The sequence below is a fragment of the Vibrio hepatarius genome, from assembly GCF_043642085.1.
GTDB lineage: Bacteria > Pseudomonadota > Gammaproteobacteria > Enterobacterales > Vibrionaceae > Vibrio > Vibrio hepatarius_C.
Map to the genome: position 1 here is coordinate 94,043 of NZ_JBHZSA010000001.1, position 21,793 is coordinate 115,835.

15 protein-coding genes are annotated in these 21,793 nt (G+C 45.0%); 1 reads left to right on the forward strand and 14 read right to left on the reverse strand.

The window, feature by feature from the left end; translation table 11 throughout:
• Positions 1–11 precede the first annotated feature (11 nt).
• The 7 genes from ACHUFZ_RS00490 to ACHUFZ_RS00520 all read right to left on the reverse strand — a co-directional run bounded on the left by ACHUFZ_RS00490 (position 12) and on the right by ACHUFZ_RS00520 (position 8,054).
• Positions 12–1,160 (reverse strand): ABC transporter permease, encoded by a 1,149-nt coding sequence (locus ACHUFZ_RS00490; protein ID WP_394125403.1) that lies wholly within the window; start codon positions 1,158–1,160, stop codon positions 12–14.
• Positions 1,157–2,299: an ABC transporter permease gene (locus tag ACHUFZ_RS00495; protein WP_394125404.1), complete on the reverse strand. Its 1,143-nt coding sequence runs from the start codon at positions 2,297–2,299 to the stop codon at positions 1,157–1,159. Before ACHUFZ_RS00495 ends, ACHUFZ_RS00490 begins: the two co-directional genes overlap by 4 nt.
• A 14-nt stretch (positions 2,300–2,313) precedes the next feature.
• Positions 2,314–3,291: an HlyD family secretion protein gene (locus ACHUFZ_RS00500; protein WP_394125405.1), complete on the reverse strand. Its 978-nt coding sequence runs from the start codon at positions 3,289–3,291 to the stop codon at positions 2,314–2,316.
• 9 nt (positions 3,292–3,300) lie between these two features.
• Complete coding sequence (locus ACHUFZ_RS00505) at positions 3,301–4,689, reverse strand: TolC family protein (RefSeq protein ID WP_394125406.1); 1,389 nt, start codon at positions 4,687–4,689, stop codon at positions 3,301–3,303.
• Between the two features lie 127 nt (positions 4,690–4,816).
• Complete coding sequence (locus ACHUFZ_RS00510) at positions 4,817–6,343, reverse strand: tripartite tricarboxylate transporter permease (RefSeq protein ID WP_394125407.1); 1,527 nt, start codon at positions 6,341–6,343, stop codon at positions 4,817–4,819.
• A gap of 18 nt (positions 6,344–6,361) precedes the next feature.
• On the reverse strand, positions 6,362–6,880 hold the full coding sequence (locus ACHUFZ_RS00515; protein ID WP_394125408.1) for a tripartite tricarboxylate transporter TctB family protein: 519 nt from the start codon (positions 6,878–6,880) through the stop codon (positions 6,362–6,364).
• Positions 6,881–7,082: 202 nt separating this feature from the next.
• Positions 7,083–8,054: a tripartite tricarboxylate transporter substrate binding protein gene (locus ACHUFZ_RS00520; RefSeq protein WP_394125409.1), complete on the reverse strand. Its 972-nt coding sequence runs from the start codon at positions 8,052–8,054 to the stop codon at positions 7,083–7,085.
• A 385-nt stretch (positions 8,055–8,439) separates the two neighbouring features.
• Here ACHUFZ_RS00520 and ACHUFZ_RS00525 point away from each other — a divergent pair, with 385 nt between their 5' ends.
• The gene (locus ACHUFZ_RS00525; RefSeq protein ID WP_394125410.1) at positions 8,440–11,586 is read left to right on the forward strand and encodes an HD domain-containing phosphohydrolase; all 3,147 of its coding nucleotides are present in this window, start codon (positions 8,440–8,442) and stop codon (positions 11,584–11,586) included.
• A gap of 75 nt (positions 11,587–11,661) precedes the next feature.
• Here the strand turns inward: ACHUFZ_RS00525 and ACHUFZ_RS00530 are convergent, their stop codons facing one another.
• The 7 genes from ACHUFZ_RS00530 to ACHUFZ_RS00560 all read right to left on the reverse strand — a co-directional run bounded on the left by ACHUFZ_RS00530 (position 11,662) and on the right by ACHUFZ_RS00560 (position 21,793).
• Positions 11,662–13,449: a M28 family metallopeptidase gene (locus ACHUFZ_RS00530; RefSeq protein WP_394125411.1), complete on the reverse strand. Its 1,788-nt coding sequence runs from the start codon at positions 13,447–13,449 to the stop codon at positions 11,662–11,664.
• A 222-nt stretch (positions 13,450–13,671) separates the two neighbouring features.
• On the reverse strand, positions 13,672–14,427 hold the full coding sequence (locus tag ACHUFZ_RS00535; RefSeq protein WP_394125412.1) for a protein kinase domain-containing protein: 756 nt from the start codon (positions 14,425–14,427) through the stop codon (positions 13,672–13,674).
• 3 nt (positions 14,428–14,430) lie between these two features.
• Positions 14,431–17,811 (reverse strand): type VI secretion system membrane subunit TssM, encoded by a 3,381-nt coding sequence (gene tssM / locus ACHUFZ_RS00540; RefSeq protein ID WP_394125413.1) that lies wholly within the window; start codon positions 17,809–17,811, stop codon positions 14,431–14,433.
• Between the two features lie 2 nt (positions 17,812–17,813).
• Positions 17,814–19,013 carry a type IVB secretion system protein IcmH/DotU gene (gene icmH, locus ACHUFZ_RS00545; RefSeq protein WP_394125414.1) on the reverse strand — a complete coding sequence of 400 codons (1,200 nt, stop codon included), beginning with the start codon at positions 19,011–19,013 and terminating at the stop codon, positions 17,814–17,816.
• A 4-nt stretch (positions 19,014–19,017) separates the two neighbouring features.
• A complete protein-coding gene (tssK, locus tag ACHUFZ_RS00550) occupies positions 19,018–20,349 on the reverse strand; it encodes a type VI secretion system baseplate subunit TssK (protein ID WP_394125415.1) in 1,332 nt (443 codons plus the stop codon).
• Positions 20,350–20,369: 20 nt separating this feature from the next.
• Positions 20,370–20,855: a type VI secretion system lipoprotein TssJ gene (tssJ, locus tag ACHUFZ_RS00555; RefSeq protein WP_394125416.1), complete on the reverse strand. Its 486-nt coding sequence runs from the start codon at positions 20,853–20,855 to the stop codon at positions 20,370–20,372.
• A complete protein-coding gene (locus ACHUFZ_RS00560; protein ID WP_394125417.1) occupies positions 20,855–21,793 on the reverse strand; it encodes an FHA domain-containing protein in 939 nt (312 codons plus the stop codon). The genes tssJ and ACHUFZ_RS00560 overlap by 1 nt, the downstream gene beginning before the upstream one ends.

A 21,793-nucleotide genomic window follows, 5' to 3' on the forward strand; every position in this document is an offset into this window, starting at 1 on the left:
ATCAAGGCTGGTTAATAACCAGCCTTTGTTTTTGTATTGAGTGACTTTCTGAGTGATAGCCAAGCGATCGTTGCCCAGCCAATCGCTTGTAGCCACAGCAAAGCGTATTGGTTAGCAATACTTGGCCATTCCCCACCCATTTGATTGAGTCTCAGAAACCCTTGAATAGCAGGTGTACTCGGGAATAGCTGTGACAGCCAAACAATCGGTGTAGGTATCGCTTCTATTGGCCATATAAAGCCGGCGCTAAAAATTAGCGGCATAGAGCTAATCAATACGACTAAAGTAACTAATTCTCTTCGCGGTGTAATGCTGCCAAGCCAGACGCCAATTGCGCTAGAGGCAATTAAAAAGGGTAGAAGTAGGGTGAGTAGATTCCCTATGCTAGCTAACTGACTGATGCCATGCATTGTAAAGCTAGCGCCAAAATAGTAGCAGCTCAGTAAGTAGTAGATAGCAACAAGGATACCTGTCCTAACGCTCAGCAGTTTGAGTGGCGCAACTTGATTCCAATATCCACTACCGTGTTTCTGAGTTCCACCGACTAAGCCGGCCGCCATCGCAAGTGTCTGCTGCAAAATCAATACGAATACGGCTGGAACAACATAGTCGACATAACCCATGCGAGGATTAAAGGTTGGCTTTAAGTTCAGCTTCGTCGCCGCGTATTGTTCACTGGCCAATGATAAGGGCTGGCCGTCAAGCACCAGCTTAGCGACTGTCGTCTGCGCGGCTAATGTCCCGCCTGCTTGCGCTAACCCTTCAACAATTGTGCCGTATACCAAGAAATAGGAGGCATCGCCCGCGTAAGCAAGCGTCGGGCTTTTGCCAAGCATAAGGTCTTTGTAGAAGTGCTCAGGTATGACCAAAATCCCGCTAACTTCACCTGCTAGGAACGCTTGATGCGCCGCTTCCACACTGTAGTCGCGTTGAACCACCTTTACCTGTGGTGTCGCATCAACCATCCTCTCTAGCTTATAGCTGGTTTGGCTTTGGTCCAGGTTAACGATACTGATCTCTTGCTCACGTGGAGTCTGGTGACTGTATGGGAGCGGATAGAGAAAAGAGTAAAACAATACCCCACCAAAAACGGTTAATGCTACTACAGGGTTGGTGATAATCGCTTTGAGCTCTGACTTAATGAGTTCGATGATGGTCATTTTGTCACCTCATTTGATAGATGCTTTTTAATCAGTGCGAAGGTCAGAAGCAAAGGTAAGACATAGCTAAACATTGGAAGTAGGTGACTAAGAGACGTCGCCCATGCTTGACCGTAGCTGACTTGGCTCACTTGAACTTCAATATAGTGACTGATTGGCAGCAGGCTACGCCACATTTGCGCGAGATTACTCATGTCGGTCACTGGGAAGGTAATGCCCATAAATGCAAAGCTCGGTGCGGTGAAGGCTCCTGCGAAACTCATCGCGCGTGCTGCATCTAGGGTCAAAAAGAAAAACACACTGCCCATAACCATGCACGCAAGGATCGTTGCCGCTTGAGCAATAACAAGCGTTAAAAAGCTGCCGTTCATTGGCCATTTAAAGCCTAGATAGAACCAACACAAAAAACCGAAGCCTTGCAGCGCAAATACCCAGTAGTAGGGAGCGAGCGTTGAAAACAGGCTTCGTATTGGCTGGTTGGCCAACCAAGGTGATAATCGACGGTCTCTTAAATTGGCCGCTAAGATTAGAATCGTGGTGACAACGATGACTATCTGCCACAGAGCTGGAATGATCGCTGAGACTAAAAACTGCGCGTAATTCGAGTTCTTATTAAATAGCGGAGTAATTTGGGTGCGTACCGGAACAGCGTTACCCATGGCGGAAAGCAGAGTAGAGTTACCGGCAGCGAGACCTTTTATGGTGCTTAGCTCAGCGTTAAACGTACCTTGCGCCTGTAAAAATGCGGAGTTTAACAGCTTTCCGATTAGAATCATTTGGCTGTTGTAGAACACACTCACTTGGGGCGTTAACTGCTTATAGATCTCTTGCTCGAATTGGTAAGGAATAACGGCATAGGCGTAAACATCCCCGTTGATGAGGGCTTGTTTCGCTTGATGTACGCTGGTAAATGTTTCGCTGACGTGCATAGCAGGCGTCGCATCGTAATAGCGTACCAATTTTTGTGAAAGTGCACTAGATGATAGGTCCACGACACCAACGGGTAAATCACGGGCAATACCTTGTGAGAATATTGCCCAAATCATTACTGCTAGCAGCAAGGGGATCCAAGTTACACTGGATAGCAGCCATTTATCGCGGCGAACGATTTCCAATTGAGAGGTTGGGTTGGTATGCATAATTGCTGCTGCGCTTAGTTGATTTCGACTGCTAGGCTCATGCCCATTCGAAGACCGGTTTGTGGCTCGGTAGGTCGAGCTTCTACTTCAAATGTTCGTAGGTCAAAACCTTGTGAGGCATCGGTTGAACGCCACGTTGCGAAATCACCCATCACCGCAACATGGCTCACTTTAAACTCGATGGTTTTGTCTAAAGCAGGCAGATATGCATTAAAGGTTTGGCCTTTTTCGAAATACTTAAGCTGGTCTTCACGCACATTGAGCATTGCCCATGAGTCTTGAGTGTCAATGACGGTTACGACAGGGAAGCCTTGCGGTGCGAGTTCGCCGCTTTGTAGCAGAACCTGAGAAACCTCGCCGTTAAACCAACTTTTAATTGTGGTGTCTTGGGCATACGCTTCTACTTCCGCTACTGCGCCTGCGGCCATACGTGCTTTCTCAGCCGCGGCAAGCTTAGTTTCGCTGCGCGCGCCTTCTTCCGCCATCTTATACATTTGCAGCGCAGCGCTTTCGGTATATTTAGCCGCTTCCCACTGGGTTTTGGCTTCGTCGCGTTTTTGTTCTGCGATTACGCCTTCATTGTAGAGGTTATTAACGCGAAGGTAGGTTTTCTCCATCAGATGAGCTGCGGCTTTTGCTTTTAACCATTGATCTTTAGCTGCCTGAATCTGCTGGCTACGAGCGCCTTTATTGGCTTCCATCGCTAAGGCACCAGCCGCTTTTTCGCCTGCTTTGGCCTGTTCTAGTTTGGCTTCAATTTCTGGGCTGTGAAGGGTAAAGACTAAATCACCTTGTTTAATCATCTCACCTTTACGAACCAGCACTTGGTCAATACGCCCCGGCACTTTGGAAGAAATGCTGTATTGCTGAGATTCGATTTGACCTTGTAAGCGAATCGGTTGTGGCTGGTAAGCTTGGTAAAAGCTATAGCCGACCCAAGAAGCGACACCAAATGCAGCGGCAGTGAGTAGAAGTGTTTTTGCATTTTTCATCTTGGATCCTTATAAACTCGAAACGTTGATTGCGTTGTGTTGGTACTGGCTAAATGAACTCATCTCATTAGAGAGAGCCAGTAGCTTTGAAAGTGAGATTAAGTAATTAAAACTTGCTGCAGCCTTTTGCGTTTGTACGCTCGCGACATAAAGCTGTGCGTCGACCACATCGGTTGATGTCGAAAGGCCTTGAGTGAAGGCTTTTTCTCTCAATTTTAGATTTTCTTGTGCCAGTTCGATGCTTGATTGAAGGCCAAGCACTTCCTCTTGAGCTTGTTGAGCTTCGAGATAGGTTTTTTGCACCAATACCGATAAGTCTTGTTTGGCCTGAGCTTTTAAGTAACGAACTTGAGAAACCGCGCTGTGGGCCGCTTTTACTTGCTCGCTGCGACCGCTGTTTTCAATCAATGGGATATTGACACCAACACCAACCAACCAATCTGGCTTCATTTGGCTGGCAAGGGAATCATCTTCATGCAGGCTATAGTCACCGTAAAGGTAAACCTCTGGGTAATATTTGCCTTTCTCTGCATCAATCAGGCTATTCGCTTGTTTCTCTTTCGAATCAAGTAGTGCTAGCCCAGGGTAGGTTGCCAATGTGCGTTCAACGAACAAGTTTTGCTCGGGTAAATTCTGGTTAATGAAAAGACCATCGGCCGGCTCAACCGTGCTTGTTTGGTTAAGGATTTGTGTTAGCGCCGATTGAGCGATTTCCAAACTTTTTTCAGCTTTCTTGCGTTCAATGGTGGCTTTATCTAATGCAGATTCGGCCTGTAAGCGCTCAACACGAGCGATTTGACCTTGTTGTTCTAACTTAACCGCATTGTCACGATGTTTGGTCAGTCCTTGCTCGACTAACTGGCGAGTTTGAACCACTTCCTGAGCAAGTAGAACGGAAAAATAGTATTTACTTAAGTCTTCAAAGCGCGCTTGGGTTTCCATCGCAAGTTCACTCTTGGCTTGCTCTTTTTTCCCTTCTGCGGCGGATTGAGCGGCATTAATGCGCCCACCGGTGAAAATTGGCCAAATTGCGCGAATGGATGAAGTGAAGATGTCGCGTTCGGTTACAGTAGACGTAACCTCATTGAATAAAGGCAAGATTGCTTGACCAATAGGTGAGACATTACTAAGAGAATCACTAAGTTGTTTGCCTGAAACGGTGACATCGGTATCAAGGCGGGTGTAGTTGGCACCAATTGAGACAGAAGGGAGATTAAGGTTGCTGGTTGCACTTTCAAGGTGCTGATAGCGTTCGACATTAGAACGTTGTGCCGCGAGTGAGTTATTTTCTTGCTGCAAGACCTGCCATGCTTGGTCAAAGCTAATTGGCGCGGAGTATGCGAAAGGAGAGGCGAGACTGGCACAACCTATCAATAGCGCAAGTGGACGCAATGACATACTAATGTTCCCTAACTGTTAAAAAATAGAGTTTATACTCTAAGTGTGTTTTCTACAACATGTGTCGATAGAGTTAGGGGCAATAAAAAAGGGGCCGTTATGCCCCAAATACATAGGAATGTAAATACTATTGCTCGACCTTAGCCGGGGGCGGCTTTAGTTTTTGGAACAGCTTTACGAAGAGTGGGCTAAACAGCACCAAAACAGCCAAAATGGTAAATGTCATTGTGATAGGGCGTTCCCACAGGAAGCTCAGTTCACCATCACTGATCATTAATGCGCGACGAAGGTTTTCTTCCATCAAGCCGCCAAGAATGAATCCAAGTAGCAGCGGTGCGAGCGGGAAGTTCGCCAATCTCAGAGCAATAGCGGCCATCGCAATCAACAGCATGATGAAGACATCCATGGTGTTGAAAGAAACTAGGTACACGCCAGTGATAGAGAAGAACAAAATCATTGGCAGCAACACAGTGCGCGGTACTGCAAGCAGCTTAGAGATGTACGGGATTAACGGCAGGTTCAAAATAACCAGTACGATGTTACCAAAGTACATAGAAATAATGACCGACCAGAAGACGTCTGGGTGCTCAACAAACAGGCGAGGGCCAGGCTGAATACCGTAGGCGATAAGGGCGCCAAGCATGATAGCAGTGGTACCAGAACCAGGGATACCCAGCGTCAATAGCGGTACGAAAGAGCCACTAGATGCCGCATTATTTGCTGACTCAGGAGCAACAAGACCGCGGATGCTGCCTTTACCAAACTCCTCTTTTTTCTCTTTAGGAGCAAGGTTACGTTCCATACCGTAGCTTAAGAATGCCGCGATTGTTGCGCCTGCGCCCGGTAGAACGCCAGTGAAGAAACCAAGAATAGAAGAACGGATTGAAACAGGTGCAACTTCTTTAATCTCTTCTTTAGTGACTTTCATACTGCCAATATTACTCATCTTATCTTGCTCATCAGAGCGAGTATCTTGCTCAGGCTTAAGAATTCCCATCAAGGTTTCGCCCAACGCAAAGGTCGCCATCGCAAGAAGAAGGAAGCTAAAACCATCCATCAGATCAGTTAGGCCGAAAGTGAAACGTTCTACGCCCACGCCTTTATCGATGCCGACAGTTGATAGCATCAGACCAAGAATTGTCATCATCCACGCCTTGATAACCTGCCCAGGGCCGGCAAAAGCCGCTACCGCTGACAGACCCAGAAGCATTAGCGCAAAGTAATCAGATGATTGGAAACTCAGCGATACGTTTGCTAGTGCAGGAGCCGCCACGAGCAGCATGATTGCAGATAATGTACCACCGGTGAATGAAGAGTAGGCAGCTAGGGCCAGAGCTTTGCCCGCTTGGCCCTTCTGAGCCATAGGGTAGCCATCAAACGCGGTTACAACGGTAGAAGAACAGCCAGGAGCGTTAATTAGGATTGAAGAGGTTGAACCACCAAATACCGCACCATAATAAACACCCGCCATCAAGATCAGGCCCGATGAAGGTTCTAAACCGTAGGTGATTGGGATCATCAGTGCGATGGCAGAAATAGGGCCTAAACCCGGTAACATACCAATGAATGTACCTACGAAACAACCAACGACCACCATCATGATGTTCATTGGCATTACCGCAGTAGAGAGGCCTTGTAAGATTCCGTCTAACATAATGTCATTTCCCTTAAATTACGACCAAATGGTGAAAATAACACCAGGCTCTAGGTAGATATCCAGGCCTTGGGTAAGAAGAAGATAAAAAGCGATAACAAACGGAAAAGAGGCGCCAAGCAGCACGCTTTTACGTCGTTCACCCAGTAAGTAGAAACCGGCTAATAGGAATAAACTGGTTGCAATGACAAAGCCGACGTAGGTAAGACCTACACCGTATAGAGCCATAAGCGCTAAGAAACCAATGAGAAGTTTCCAGTTAAATTCAACGACAGCACCACTTTTTACATCAGGTTGGCCAGTCACAAGTAAAAGTAAGGAAAGTCCAATACCGATGAAGGTTAGCAATGTAGGTAACGTTCTTGCCGTAAAGGGTTCGTATTCGTCTCCGGGAAACAGTGGGATCTGAGATGTCTGGTAGCCATAGCATAGGCAGACAAGTAGAAAGATCATCGCACCAACACGGTCGCGGCAGAGAAGGTTTTCTTTGGAGAAAAAGTTCCCGTTATTGAAAGAGTTCGTTGGCAAATCCGACATATCCAACTCCATGTGACAGGTATAGAAAGAAAAAAGCCGTACATGAGGGTTAATGAGCATGTTTCACTAACAAATAAGCCACTTGCTGCTAGTCAAAGGCTTAACTGTCTATAAATAAACAGAGGAGATTGTGTAGTTAGCTCATGTACGGCGAAAGGGGTATAAGGGCGGTGCAAGTCGCCCTTAAACTTCTTTGCAGAAATTACTTCAGGAAACCAAGCTCACGCATTAGGTCACCCATTTGCTTTTCTTGATCTTCAAGGAAAGCGTAGAAGTCTTTGTCCGCTTTGTAGTTGTCGATCCAACCATTGCGGTCACGCACGACTTGCCATTCGTCAGTGTTGTACATCTTAGTTAAAGCAGCATTCCACTCGTCAATCTTCTCTTGGCTAGCGCCAGGAGCGGCAAAGAAACCACGCCAGTTCGCAAAGACTGTTTCGTTACCATATTCAGTTAGAGTTGGGATCTCTGGAGCCGCATCTAGACGTTTAGGTGCCGTAACTGCAAGGATTTTAACTTGGCCTGATTTCGACATTTCCAGAACTTCACCTAGACCTGTTGAAAGTAGCTGAGTTTCACCTGAAAGTAGTGCTGCCATTGCTTTGCCGCCCGCATCATAGGCGATGTAACGTACTTTCTTAGCGTCAAAGCCTTCGCCTTTGAATGCTGCTGCAACCACTAAGTGGTCCATACTACCGCGTGCTGAGCCGCCAGCGATTTTCACTTTACGTGGGTTCGCTTCGAATTCTTTTACTACGTCTTCCCAAGTGTCGTACTTAGAGTCAACAGAAGTAACAATTGCGCCGTAGTCAGCAATTGTTGCTGCAACTGGCGTTAAGTCGCGGAATGATTGAGGGAAAATACCTGTTAGTGAGCGAACAACGATAGGTGTTGAGTTCACCATTAGCGTATCTTCTTGGCGTTCTGCTGTTTCGATTAGGTGTGCGATTGCTTTACCGCCGCCGCCACCAGATAGGTTTTGGAAAGAGACATTTTCAACGATATCAGATTTAACCAATACGTCACCAGTACCACGAGCTGTCATGTCCCAGCCACCGCCAGCGCCACCAGGGATTAGAAAGTGGATTTTCTCTACATCAGCGGCCATTGCGCTAAACGAAAATGAAGCTGCGATGAGCGAAGCTGCCAGTGTTGGTTTTAGTACCTTAAACATGATTCACGTTCCTTATGTATGTGTACATTCTTCATTGAAAATGTACTTATCATTATGAATTTACTATCAGCAAGGGAGGGAAGCTTGTTGATAGATGTGATTAAGGTTAAGAGGTTGTTACATTCCTGTCTCTAATGCGTTGATAAAAACAATATTGAGCATTTTGGGGGTTTTGTTCATAAAGTTCACGAGATCAGCTATCGAACTGGATGCACATCAAAGTGAGTGACTTTCATCCCATTTGTAGGCCGAACTGTGAATGAGATCGCTGTGCTTTTATCGAATAGTGTATTGAAATGTGTTTAGTTTCATTTGATAATTGACCAAGTCAATTGAAATTAAGAAATCAATTGCACAATAAAATTAGCGCCATGGAGGCACGGAAATGAGTAAAACGCCTAGGGAAAGCCGAAAATACTCAATAAAGTTTACAGTCGGCAGCATGTTTCTATTTGCCACCGCGATTACTGCTTGTGTTGCGATAAGTCTGCAGTACTACTTTGGAAAACAGATGTCGCAAGAAGCAGTATTGGCCAAGCTGAAAATTGCTTCATCTGATGTCAGTGAATATCTTCAGCAGGTAGAAATGAACGCGACGAGCAGCGTTCGCATATTGCGTGGTGTATCTACAACGATTGACCACAAGTTTTCTGATCAAGAAATACGTGACATTTTTACCCAAATCCTTGATGACAACCCTTTGTTTTATAGTCTTTATTTCGGCCTAAATAACGACGATTTTTTTCAAGTCATCAACCTAGAGTCATCCCCAGTTGTTAGAGACCGAATTGAAGCGTCCCCAGATGATCGCTGGGTTATTATTAAGATTACTGGGCCCGAAGCACATCGTATACGCACAACGGACTACTACACGTCAGACTTTACGCTTACCAAGAGCATTAAAGAAGAAAGCAATTATTTCCCGACTCAAAGACCGTGGTACGTAGGTGCTAAGGGAAATAATGTATTCAAAACCGATCCTTACCTTTTTCAGCACTTAAAAATTACGGGTCAAACCTACTCAATCGAAAGCAAAAAAGGTGCGATTGGTATTGATGTGGTGCTCTCTGCGGTTAATGAGAAAATCACCGCAACAGAATTAGGTCTAAGTGAAGGAAGCGGCGCCGAGTCATTTATCTTCAATGACAAAGGGGAAGTGATTGCGTCGAATATTACCTTATACCAAGAAGTTAATATTCCTGACTCTGCTCCAATGGGGTTATCTGCTCAGAATCAGGCGTTAATTGATTCGACCGAGTCTCTAATGGTCTCTAATCAAAATGATTGGGGGCCTTATGATTATGCTCAGTCAGGTCTACCTAAAGGTTACGCCATTGATGTATTGAACTTGATCTCAGAAAAAACAGGTTTGAAATTTGAGTTTATCAATGGCTTTAGCACGGTTGAACTCGCAGAGAAATATAGAGTGGGAGATTTGGACATTCTTCATTCGGTACCAAGCAACATCGACACAATAGGCGTACGAAGCGGCACTATGTTTGAAGGGGAGCTGGCATTGGCTGCTAAAGTGACTAAGAGCGTACCTAAAGACTTGAACAACTTATTGTCACAACCAGTAGGTGTTGTTGGTGGTTTTGAGATGAAATCTTGGCTCTCGGAAAGGTATCCGCACCTGGACATTGTTGAACTTGAGAGCCTTGATGACGCTAAAGAAGCGCTCATGAAAGGGGAACTAAATTATCTTGTCGATACTTACCACACTCTTGGCGAGCTCAATGAGTTGGTTATTGAGCCGACCGTCGCTGTAACCAAACTCCAGAATGTGGACCCTATATCGTTCCATCTCTATATGAAGGAAGAAAACAGCGCACTGGTTAATATTATCAATCTAGCGATAGAAGCAATTTCCCCTGAGCAGCGAAGTGCACTGAGAAAAAAATGGCTAGACACAAACCAGTGGCGAGGCACTTTCGTTCCTTATCCCGAGCTTTATCAACTGTCCCGAAGCGCGGAAAGCCTAAACCAAATCAGGAAAATCGCGCTGGGTGGTGAGGAAAAGTACCTATTTATTACGGAAATGAGTTCAGGCAAACATGACAAAGAGTATTTTGCGGTGTTGGTGCCCAACTCGGTGATTATGGCGAAAATCATTCCTGAATTGATCACGTCTATTGCCGTGACCACGGCAGTGATGCTTTGCCTTATGCCTTTAGCATGGAGATTCAGTGCTCCGATCGTTAAACCAATTCGTGCGCTTCGTGTGGAAACTCAGAAAATTAAAGCGCGTCAGTATGATCAACTGACCGGAGTCGAAACTCGGATAAAAGAGGTGCATGAGTTATCGCAATCAATAGCGAATATGGGGACAGAGCTTGATAGGCATGAAAAACAACAAGAAGAGTTTGTTGAAGCATTCATTAAGCTGATTGCGCAAGCGATCGACGACAAATCACCATACACCGCGGGACACTGTAATCGTGTTCCAGAACTAGGACTGATTTTGGCGAAGGCGGCTGAAGAGTGTAACACGGGCAAATTTAAAGATTTCCAATTTGCTAATGATGATGAACGTAGGGAGTTTAGGATAGCAGCTTGGCTACATGACTGCGGAAAAATTACCACGCCAGAGCATATTGTAGACAAGGGAACGAAGCTCGAAGCAAACTACAACCGGATCCATGAGATCCGTATGCGCTTCGAAGTACTGTGGCGTGATGCCGAGATTAAGTATCTCACTGGCCAGCTAGCTGAGACCACCAATAAAGAACAGGCGTTGGCGGACCTTAAACAAGAAAAAGATACTCTTAAAGAAGAATTTGCATTTATTGCTCGTTCAAATGTAGGAGGGGAATTTATGGGAGAGGAGTCTATTGAACGAGTCAGGTCCATTGCTTCAAAAACATGGCAAAGGAACTTTGATGATAGGCTTGGTTTGTCTCCGTTAGAAGAGCTAAACAAGCAACATGTTGAGTCAACCTTACCTGTATTAGAGCCACTATTAGCTGATAAACCAGAGCACATTATAAAACGGATACGTCCGCTGGTCTTTGATGAAAAGTTTGGCATTAAAGTTGAAGTCCCAAAGCATCTCTACAACCTTGGCGAAGCGTACAACTTATCTATTTCTAGAGGGACGTTGACGGCAGAAGACCGTTTTAAGATCAATGAGCATATGATTAGCGGTATAAAGATGTTAGAAGCGTTACCGTTTCCACCAGAACTCAGTCGAGTGCCGCGCTATGCTTCAACTCATCACGAAACGTTAAAAGGGACAGGTTATCCACGTAAACTCATGGATAAAGATATTTCAGTCCCAGAGCGTGTACTGGTTGTTGCTGATATTTTTGAAGCGCTGACAGCAGCGGATAGGCCTTATCGTAAAGCAAAACCAATTAGTGTCGCTATCGACATCATGCATAAAATGGCGCTGGATGAGCACATTGATATGGAACTGTTCATCTTATTCTTACAAAGTGGCGCTTACTTAGAATATGCGCAGAAATTTCTTCCTCAAGAACAAATTGACCCTGTTGATATCAACAGGTATTTGTCTCAGACGGCCGTCGCCTAGTACGGAAAAATGCTGGAAAGGAAGTGAAAAAGCCGCACTTGTATAGTGCGGCTTGCCATAGAAAGGGGCGGGAAGTTATTTGCGGTCTTGGTCAAAATCACCGTGGAAGTGATCATGGTCAGAGACGCTGTCTGCCGCTTTTAGCTTCTCACCAATACGCAGTTTATCGACAGGTTCGACATCAGCACTAAACGTGCGTACCTGTGGCGCAGGCTCTGCTTGTTGCTCAGGGAAGATTGGCTGACTAAATGCGTAGAAGGTAGTAACGTATGCGAGCGACTGGGTATTTACATACAGCGCTTTTTGGCTGATGTTGTTTAAGTCATCACATGCTTTGTGGTAACAGACATCGTACGCAACGTCGATCTCTCCACCAAATAGCTCAGCTTCTTCGGCTGATTTCACTTTTTCAGCACCGGTAAACAAACCACCAAACGCCACACCCCAATCAGCGAAGCCTGCATAGTCTGAACGTTTTGAAAGTGCTTGAGGTACAGTGCCTTCTTTCTTGTTATCAAAGAAGTCATTGAACTTGGACTCAATGTGAGAAGTGCCGAATGGAGGAGTGAAGTCACCCGTGTAAGCATTATCAGGACTGTCTTTCGTATCAGATAAGTCACCATCCATTACGCCGAAGACGTAGTTTGGTGACCCGATCATATCGAAGTTTAGATAAAGCTTGATTTTGTTGAGCTCATTGTAACGCGCTTCAACCATTTCAATTTGTTCTGGGGTGAACTGACTTGGATTCTCAAGCTCAAACTGAGCCAAGATGTCTTGCTGCGCTTGATTGTATAGCGGACCAAAGAGCTCGTTGGTATAGTACTCAGATCCGACTAACCCGGCTTCTTCAGCTGCCCACCATGCGAAACGTACTTTGTTTTTTACTGGCGCTTTAAGTTCAGCAAGTGTTACTGCATATTCTAATAGGCCAGCGGTGCCCGAGCCGTTGTCGTTGATTCCTGGACCTTCAGGAACGGAATCTAGGTGAGCACCCAGCATGACGATCTGACTGTCATCACCCCCTTTGGTTTCGGCGATGATGTTTTGCGTTACGACCATTTCATCTTGAACGTTGATGTTCAAAACGACATTAACGTCGCCAGTTTGGCTTGCGTCATACCACTGCTTACCAAGATCGAAGCGTGCGCCGAAAGCGGGAATCGTCGCCGCGCTATCACTGCCCAACGTGCCATTTACGACACTGGTGCGGCCTTCGCTATTACCTTGGTTGAATACGATGACGCCTTTTGCTCCAGCGTTCTGAGCGTTGATGACTTTTGCGTCAAAGCTACAGCCACCACGCTGAATGACAGCAACTTTGCCCTGAACGTTTAGACCATCGAAATCTGATGCTTCACAGCCATCGGTGCTGTCGTAGTCAGCGGCATCAAAGCGGAAGTCGGGAGTGACAAAAGCTGCAGTTGCGCTAATCGTGCCGTTTGAGTTACCTGAATATGACATCGCTGCAAAATCGGCTTCTTGACCTTCTGCCACAGTTCTAACGCCTACTAGTTCTACGCCAGCGACATTAAGTGACGTTCCAGCAAGTTCCTCCCACGCTCGGAAATCGAACTCTTGAACACTGACGTTGTAGTCGTGGTCTTGCATGGTTTCGATGATGTATTCAACTGAGTATTTGTAACCGTCGGTTCCTGCTGCACGAGTTGTAGAGTTGCCATCAGTAGTAACTGATGCGCGTCCCTCTAGCTCGGAAAGGTGTTCTACTACTGCTTTTCGGTCGATTTTATTACTGACGTGTTTCGCCGCTTTTTCAGGATCATCCCAATAACATCCAGATAGCAGGGTAGCACTGATAACGCTGGCGAGAATTGTTTTTGTTGTTGTAATGCTTACTTGCATGTGTGACTCCTTGTATTAAATAAGCCCCCCATGGTTGCTGAAACACAAGGTTAATAAAATGTTAATTAGAGTAAAGTTCCTAAATTCGGAATCCATATCAATTAACTTTTACCTATTAATTTTATGAATTACATCTTGGTCCGGCAGGTAATCACAGATTCAACGATTCTAGTAACACTCTAATAAATAGGGGAATTGTGCCCAAGTACCTACCAAAATTATTTATTGAATGGGCGGCTTAGCGAGAAGTCGTTGCGCACGGGTAATGGATTGTAAAATTAGCATCTGATAACGAGCTGGAAGGGCGCTAGTATCAGGTTCGCTGGTTTGTTGGCAAAAAGAGATGATGCTTTGCATTTGAAATGGGTGGCATTGATACAAGCTTTGGGCGGACACTGCTATCGAGAAAAAATCATCCTTCGCATGCGTGCACCCTTGGCGAAAGTGTGGATTGGGCGCGCTAAACCTTGGTGATATAGAGCTGTGTGGGAAAGAGGTGTAATTTACGCCAATCGGTAAGACGCTGCCGAAATCGATAAGTCTGATGCTTCTATCGTGAGTGATAAGAATATTGGCTGGTTTGATATCACCATGGATGTAACCGAATGAGTGCAAATGGTTAAGCGCATTTTGCAGCGATTCGAGTAGTGAGTTTATTTCAGGTAACTCAAGACCAGATGTACTTAGTACCACACCTTCTTCAAATGACAGCAATAGCCAATCATAAGAGGCGTCGTTTCCAGAGGCTAGATATGTTGGCCAATAGGGGCTTTGATGCTCACTGAGGAACCTAATTTCACTTGTCAGTTGCGCTTTTGCCAGAGATGTCTCTGCGATCTTAAGGCATACCCAACCATGACTTTGGCTATGGCCTTTATACACGGATTGACTGAGACTAGAGCATTGAGACAACCCCAATGCTCTAAACAGGAGCTCATACCCGTCTGTTGGGTCTATTTCCTCAGTGATACGCGCCATGCATTAAATACTCGACGGAAGCGAAAATGCAGAGAAGAAATTAGGCACAAATGGATTGTTTTGTCCTTGTGTCTTAATGTTCAACTCGACTTCGCTATCACTATACGAGAACTTAACTTGAGTCGTTTGTGATGTCGTTGATACGACTCTAGGTGTAATCAACCTAAACCAAGCCCAGCTTCCATTGAAGGTTTCATTCGCGATTTGATTACCTTGAGAGAGTAACCTAAAGCTAATGGTGTCCTTATCTAAGTCACTCGCTGACCACGATTGTTTACTCCAAAGGCGAGGCCCGTGACGGTAGCTAAACAGTGACTTCTCTGCATTGATGGAGAACTGAGTCAGGTTCGCACTCATCTCTTGCGCTTTGAGCTGAAACTGCAGCGATAGGTTTTGCGGGTCACTTAAGAACAACGCGTTACGAATATCTTCTGCTTTATTGATCATTTGCCAAACATTCGGGTCCAAAGCTAGGCCACTATTTGGCAATAGACCCGGTAAGAACGGTGAACGTTCATCAGTAATGAAGCCTTTTAGCTTTGTCTGATAGAAGGCATCCAAAACTCCGTTATTTTGGAAGAATGTCTTCACGTCGCTCGTAGACGCGTCGACAGAAGAAGCTCGATTAAAAGGATAATAGGCGGCAATTGTGTTTTGATAGGTTTGGAAGACCTCTGACTGCCAAGCGTTGTTTAAGTAGCCGTGGGCAAGCTGCATGACCATTTCATTGGTTTGGTTCGCCACACCTTTGATGATCGCCGCGGATATTGCTGGTTGACTCGATTCCATACCCGCGACAGTAGACACTGGGTTACTGACTTTCAGTTCGGCCGTTAGGGAATTGAAGGCAACTTGCTGAGGGTTATCCGCAGTAAAGAACTTGTCTAACCAAGTTTCGAGCGCAGTAAACTGACTCAGCAATTGATCAATCGGCTTTATATCTTGGTTTGAGGCGGTAACTTGCTTGTGATACGGTGTAAACGCGATGTATATCTGACGAGCCGTCTCTTTCTTCTCAACATCTTGCTGCGGAGGCTGTGCACCTTCCTCTGTTTCTTTCGGCAGTTCGATTTCTACCGACGTGTACTTACTAACGGTGTTGTATAGCTGCGCGAGAGGGTTGTTAGATGCGGTAGTCAGTACCGATAGAGTCGACTTTAAGGTATCAGGGCTATTGATTTCGTTTACCTGAACATTGTTGACGAAATCACGCCAGTAGTTGATGTAATCGGTTTGATACATCTGCTTTAAGTCACGACTCACGCGGTACATTTCTAATGCACTTGGAGAGCTTCCTGCTACACCTTCGTAGGCTTGCAATGCTTCGCGCAGAATTGCTGAGTCGACAGAAAGATCGAGCTCGTTAAATCCTGACGGAGTAAACAGGTAAGGGACTAAGTAACCGACGTAGTTCGGAGAGAAGCTCAACAACTGAGAAAAGTTCTCTCCAAGCTCTTGTCTGACATCAACACGTTTAGAATAAGTTGATGAATTGAGGATATGCTCATAGAGAAGCGTCTCAATCCCGGTTTGATTGATGACTTTTTTCGCCAGGCTTTCTAGATCAAAATTAGGCTTAACTGGCACGAGATCTTGAGCAAAAACGTCATCAAGCAACACTTTGAGCTGAGCTAGATTAACACTGTCAGCTGCCCCTTGATCACGCAGAGAAGACATAAAATACAGCTTAAGCTCTTCGATATTTGTTCTGTTTGGATCAAACAGTAGGCGATAGTTATTAAGCAGCGACAGCGTCTTAGCTTGGTCTTCGAGGTTTACGTAGACGAACAAGTCTTTTTCTAACGTATTTTCCATTGAAGGAATAAGCACTTTAGCAAGCTCAGTAAAATAGGCATTTTCTACCTCTTGTTTAATCGTCGAGCTTGGCATAAACGGCAAGGTATACCACGGGTCTGGGCGTAAGTAGAGTGCGTAAATTCGATTAAGAGAATACAAGTTCGGAATGTTATCCGCCATATTCTCAATATCGTAGGGTGATGCAGCGATCGCTTCTTTGTAATGCTCAAGCATATTGTCTGCGCGGGTTTCGCGAGCATTCTGGTAGTCAAAGTCAAACTTAAGAATAGCGAGAATGGCGACCAAAGTAAGCGCACAAAAGATCGTGTAAGCGCCTTGCCAAATCAGCAATAGGTTCTCTTTTTTGCGGTTTACACCCACCAATTCATGTTCGTTTAATATCACATGACTCATGATGTGCTGCGCAAACAAGGATTGGTTTACTGGTGTTTGCTGTTGTTGCTGGAACTTCTCATTGCCAAGAGAATCATTGACGACGTTTGCTAGGAGGTCATATTGCTTTTCACTTGAGCCGCTATGAGTGAAGTAGAAACCTCTAAAGTTAAGGCCGTTATTGAGTTGATCTCCACGATAAAGGCGTTGTAAGAAGTGCCACAGAGTCTGCTTCAGGAGTCCAAATTGATAGGGCGCTGCACAGATAGAATTACGAAACTCCTGATTCAATTGAGAAGCGAGAGCAGTGCTGGTACTTGCGATAAGTTGGCCAATTAAATGATCGTACTCGTCGTTGAACCAATCGGCATCGACACCACCGTTTTTAAGTACTGGGGAAGTTGCACCGAACACTTCGTTGCGTTTTGATTCGTCAAAGGCTGAGAAAAACTGACAGAAATCGTTAATTTGCCCCATGTTGTTGATTAAGTTATAGATAGGTAAGTTGAGACCTAAGGCGTCATTGAATGTCTTAATGGTTGACTTCACTTCGTCCGCTTTTTGGGTAAGCAGCTCTCTATTTTCAAGCAACATTGACACTTCAGTTGTCAGCAAAATACCGTTCGCCGCTTGACGTGGTCGCCATTTGTTCAAGCAACGGCATAGAGTTTTGAGATACTCAGATTGTTGATCTTCACCCATACTCAATGAGATTAAAATTGAGTGTTCGCTTAACCAAAATAGAATTGGGAACTCGACATCATTACCAAAATCGTCGAGTTTATATGCCTCATAACCCATCTGAGTGATGATGCTTTTATCTTTACTTGGTTCGTCGCTCAGCAATAGATAAATCGGCTGGTCATATCGACTGTTTAACCGCTTCTTACGTTTTTGTACGTTAAGCATGCGTTTAAAGTGTTGGGCTAACAGTTTGCTGCGCTTTTGAATCAATAAGGTTTCTTGGCTAGATTTCGCTTTCTGTTTACCTTTACGTTGCATCAGCCAATAGCAAAGCAGCGCAAGTATAATGCCGCTTAGCAGTGTAATAACGATGCCGCTAATAAGGTGCTCTGGGTAGCCAAACCACCAAGTTAGTCCGCCGCCAATCATTAGAGTAAGTAGGGCGATGAGCAATGACCAAACAATGCTTCGCTTACTACTCTTATTCTGAGTGGGTATTTTTTCGCTCATCGTTATTCTGCCTCTTTATTATTTTTGTTATCAGAATGGGTGTTTCTGACGATGATCGGAGTAAGTTTGTCGTGCTCTGTGTACCATTTTTTAATTTCGATAGCTTGAGACGACGAATCACTGCGCACGATCACGCGGTAATAAGAATCAAATTCGTCAATCACAGGTTCGTATTTCGAAGGGGATAGGTTGGCCACAAACTTGGTTGCGTTATTACCTTGCTTAAAGGTTGCTAACTGAACTAACCACGATGAATAACTGGTTGCAAGATTACTTGGCGGTGTCGCTTCGACCATTTCAACTTTACTGGCTTTTTTCGGCGCAGCGTCGAGATCGGAATCTTCACTAACAAAAACGATGTCATTCACCTCACCGGACAAGACGTAACGAGCGCTAAAGTCAGGTAGATTATAGAAGTCACGAGCTCGTTGGGAGTGTGTCTTATCGTACCAAAAGTAAGTGAGTGTCACGATTGTCGCGATCAGACATACAAAGAACACGGTTGTAACGAAATAGCGCTTTCTTCTGGTAGGCTTGCGTGCCTTTGGTAGCTTGGTGCGGCTATGACAATGAATGTTGCCAGGCTGTCGATAACGACTGAGTACCTGTTCAAGCTGGTGGATAAACGCTTTTAACTGTTCGCTGCCTGATTCTCGATATTGACCTTTAAAGCCGATATTAAGGAATATATGAATGATCTCTAAAAGGTCGATCATTTTATGGGGTTGGCGAAGCGCTTTCTCTGCAACGGTGAAAAACAGCTCACCACCATTACGCATACCAAACAGTTCACTGAGTAAGGTTTTATTCTCCCAACCGCGAGACTCGCCCCATTCACTGTAGATGATCAATTCATCTAGCACGACTGCGTATAGAAAGCACAGCTTATCAATAACGGCAACGGGGTAGGTGAGCTCTGCGCCTTTGGTCTTAATATCGTTGATACTTTCGACCAGTTGTTGGCGCAGGTTAGCGACATCTTCTGGTTCCGGTAGTGTCGAGATTTTTAGGGTGATGGCCAGAAGCTCACTACTGATATTAAACAGTTGATTCTCTGCTTTATCGAAGTAATGCAAAAATTCGCCGCGCCCACGGCTGGCATCGACAGGTGACCAAGAGTCACCTGAGGCTTCATCATTTTTGCTCACAAAGTCTGCTTGTTTAGCATCCCATACGAGCGTTTCTTCATCCAAGTAATCCATGGCGTTATCTCAATGCATAGAGCATCACGTCAAGATCCGCTATTCGTGTGTCTACATGAAGGGCGATAGCATCTCGATTTTCCAACATCTCCAACCACATTCGGTCAGAGGTATCGATTTCGAAGTAAGCCGTACCTTGTGTAGGTTTTAACTCACTCGGGGTAACCGGTAGTGGAGTTAAGGAAATGCCCGATAGTCCATTGCGAACAATTTCTACAATGCGCGAGTTGTTACTTAGCTTCGCTGCGATAGGGAACAGTTCATTAAGCTCAGCGCTGCTAATGGTTGATTTGACCGAGAGGACAAATCTGCGATTAGCAATGCTTGCTGTATCTTTGATTAGGCTGCGCAGTAAGCGACGTTTTTCAAATAATGTCGTGTCCCAAGGAAACTCGAGTACAGAATCTTGCTGGACGAGCGTGAGCATATTACGTAGTGACGAGAATAGCGGGTTAAAGCTTTCATACATCTTATGGTACTGGAGCTGACGACACGGCTCCGGGATAGCAGGGGTCAACGCCATGATTTGCGCTTCAAATTTGCGTAACTCTCCATAAACTTCATGAGTCTGAAGTTTTGAATTAGCAATCGTGAGGTCGAACCACGGTAACCATGTATTGAGCGTTTGCAGCCATAAGTAATCGTGCATCATTGACTGAGGGCTTTTTTGCCCTTCGCCTGCTTGAATTCGTTGTAGCAGGGTCGTAGCGCGATTAGAGGTGAGCGCGTGGATTTCTTTAATTCGCTCAATCAACAATTGCGATGCACCAAAGTGTAAACATGCAGGAATAAAAGCGCGATCAAGAATAATCTCGCCCGATTCGGTACATTCCAAAATCTTAGCGACAGGAATTAAGGTAAAGCCTGAGGTGTCTTCACCTTGCAGTTTTAAAGAGATGTTAAGGTGTGCAATGTCTATCTCTACACTGGCGTTTTCTGATGTTGATGTATCGAATACGTTGACAGTGCGAGTTAGATAGCGACCCTGATCTGACTGCTCTTGCCCGTAGTCGTTATTGCCTTGTAAGGAGATAGGTAGAGCAAGGTAAACAACAGTTTCAATACTATTTTCCGGTACATCGCGAGCGACTTCATGATTGACTTCAAAGTGAGTCCCATCTGGAAATACGCCCGCACTGGTGGTTATTGAGAGTTTGCCAATCTTAAGCAAATCATGATTAATTGTAAGTTCAGTTACACCATAAAAGGGAGCAAAGCCAGCAAGCGTCTCGACGTTTTGTCTAACGTAATTCTGTACGTAACGATCTTGCTGCTGAAAATGTTGTGGGGCAATGAACATGCCTTCTTGCCATACTACTTTTTTAAACGCGTCCACGTAATTTCCCTATCTACTGACTAAAATATCTGCCACCAGTTCGAATCTGGTGTGACAATGTTTAATGAGGCTTTCGCCCCTTCGATTGTGAGCTGTAGGAATTGCTCATCTTCAAGAGGCAAAGTGGAAAATGCCTTTGCCTCACTATTTTGGTAATCAACAAACTCGACCAAGATTGCGACATACTGGGTCGTGGAATTAATGTCCAAAGTTTGTGTTAAGTTACTGTTCGGTAATACGACCGGCAGAATTTGCTTTGATACCAAGTTGGCGCTTAGCAAAGTGACGTCGTCATTGTACAAATCAATAAATGGCAACTGCTTGAACATTTGCGCATCTGTAAGTTGATACAGACGCACGACCGCTGGATTTGCCTGATTTGATTCAGACGGATTCATGGTATCGTCAGAAGAGATCGCCAACGTATATTGCGACACTACAGGCACTGGATCAGACGAACACCCAACCAAGAGTGATACTGCCAGTGCCCAAAACCACTTTGCCATTAACTTTCCTCTCGCTGTTTTTGCATGTTTTCCATAAACAGTGCTTTAAACTGGCGACGGAAGTCTCCATTTTGCTGACGATGCTGGAAGTGTTTGCGATAAATCTTCCAGTAGCGTTTGTCTTTATTACTAAACAAACCACCTGAAATGTATTCACTAAATTGCGACTCAAGTTCCTGAGGCGCAAACTCATTTAGAAATTGGTCGACAGTCTTTTCAAGAGCATCAAACAGGGCGTCATGATGAAGCATCGGGTTTTGCAAATATTGTTGATTCTTTTCTGATTGGATCAGTAGTTTCTCAATCGAAGCTTCGAGGTGAGAGTTATTGGGTGTATCCAATGGAAAAAACTCTAGGTCAGAGCTTTGCTTGTATGCCTCGTTATGCGCGATTTCATCGACTTCGACGTGCTGGGCGATTTCCTCGTTATCAATATCTTCAAAAGGGTCGGCGGCAAATGGGTCATCGCTTAAGACATTTTTATGAGAAAAGCTGCTCGCTTGTTTCGAAAGCTCAGGTACGCTTTCTTGTTCAAGAAAGTCGGTATCGTCATTAAGATCTAACTCGAATGGCTTTAGCAATGGGTCATCAATCTGCGCTTCTGGGGCTATATCAGTTGACGATACGAGCGTAGAGACCAACATGGTATAGTTTTCAATCTTAAGAATATCCCCATCGCTGAGTGGATACTCTTTGTCTTGGCTAAGCGGTTTATCATTTAGCGCAGCGCTATTTTGACCACGACTGATATAGACGTAGCCACGCTCCGTGAAACGCACTTCACCATGCAATCGCGAAATACGTTTCGTTTGGTCTGATAAAGAAATATCACAATCAGGAGCACGACCAATAGTGCCTCCTGATTCAGGAAAATACACAACTCTAGAGGTGACAACCTCTTCAGTGGGTACAGAAATCAGGTGAATGCTGATAGCCAC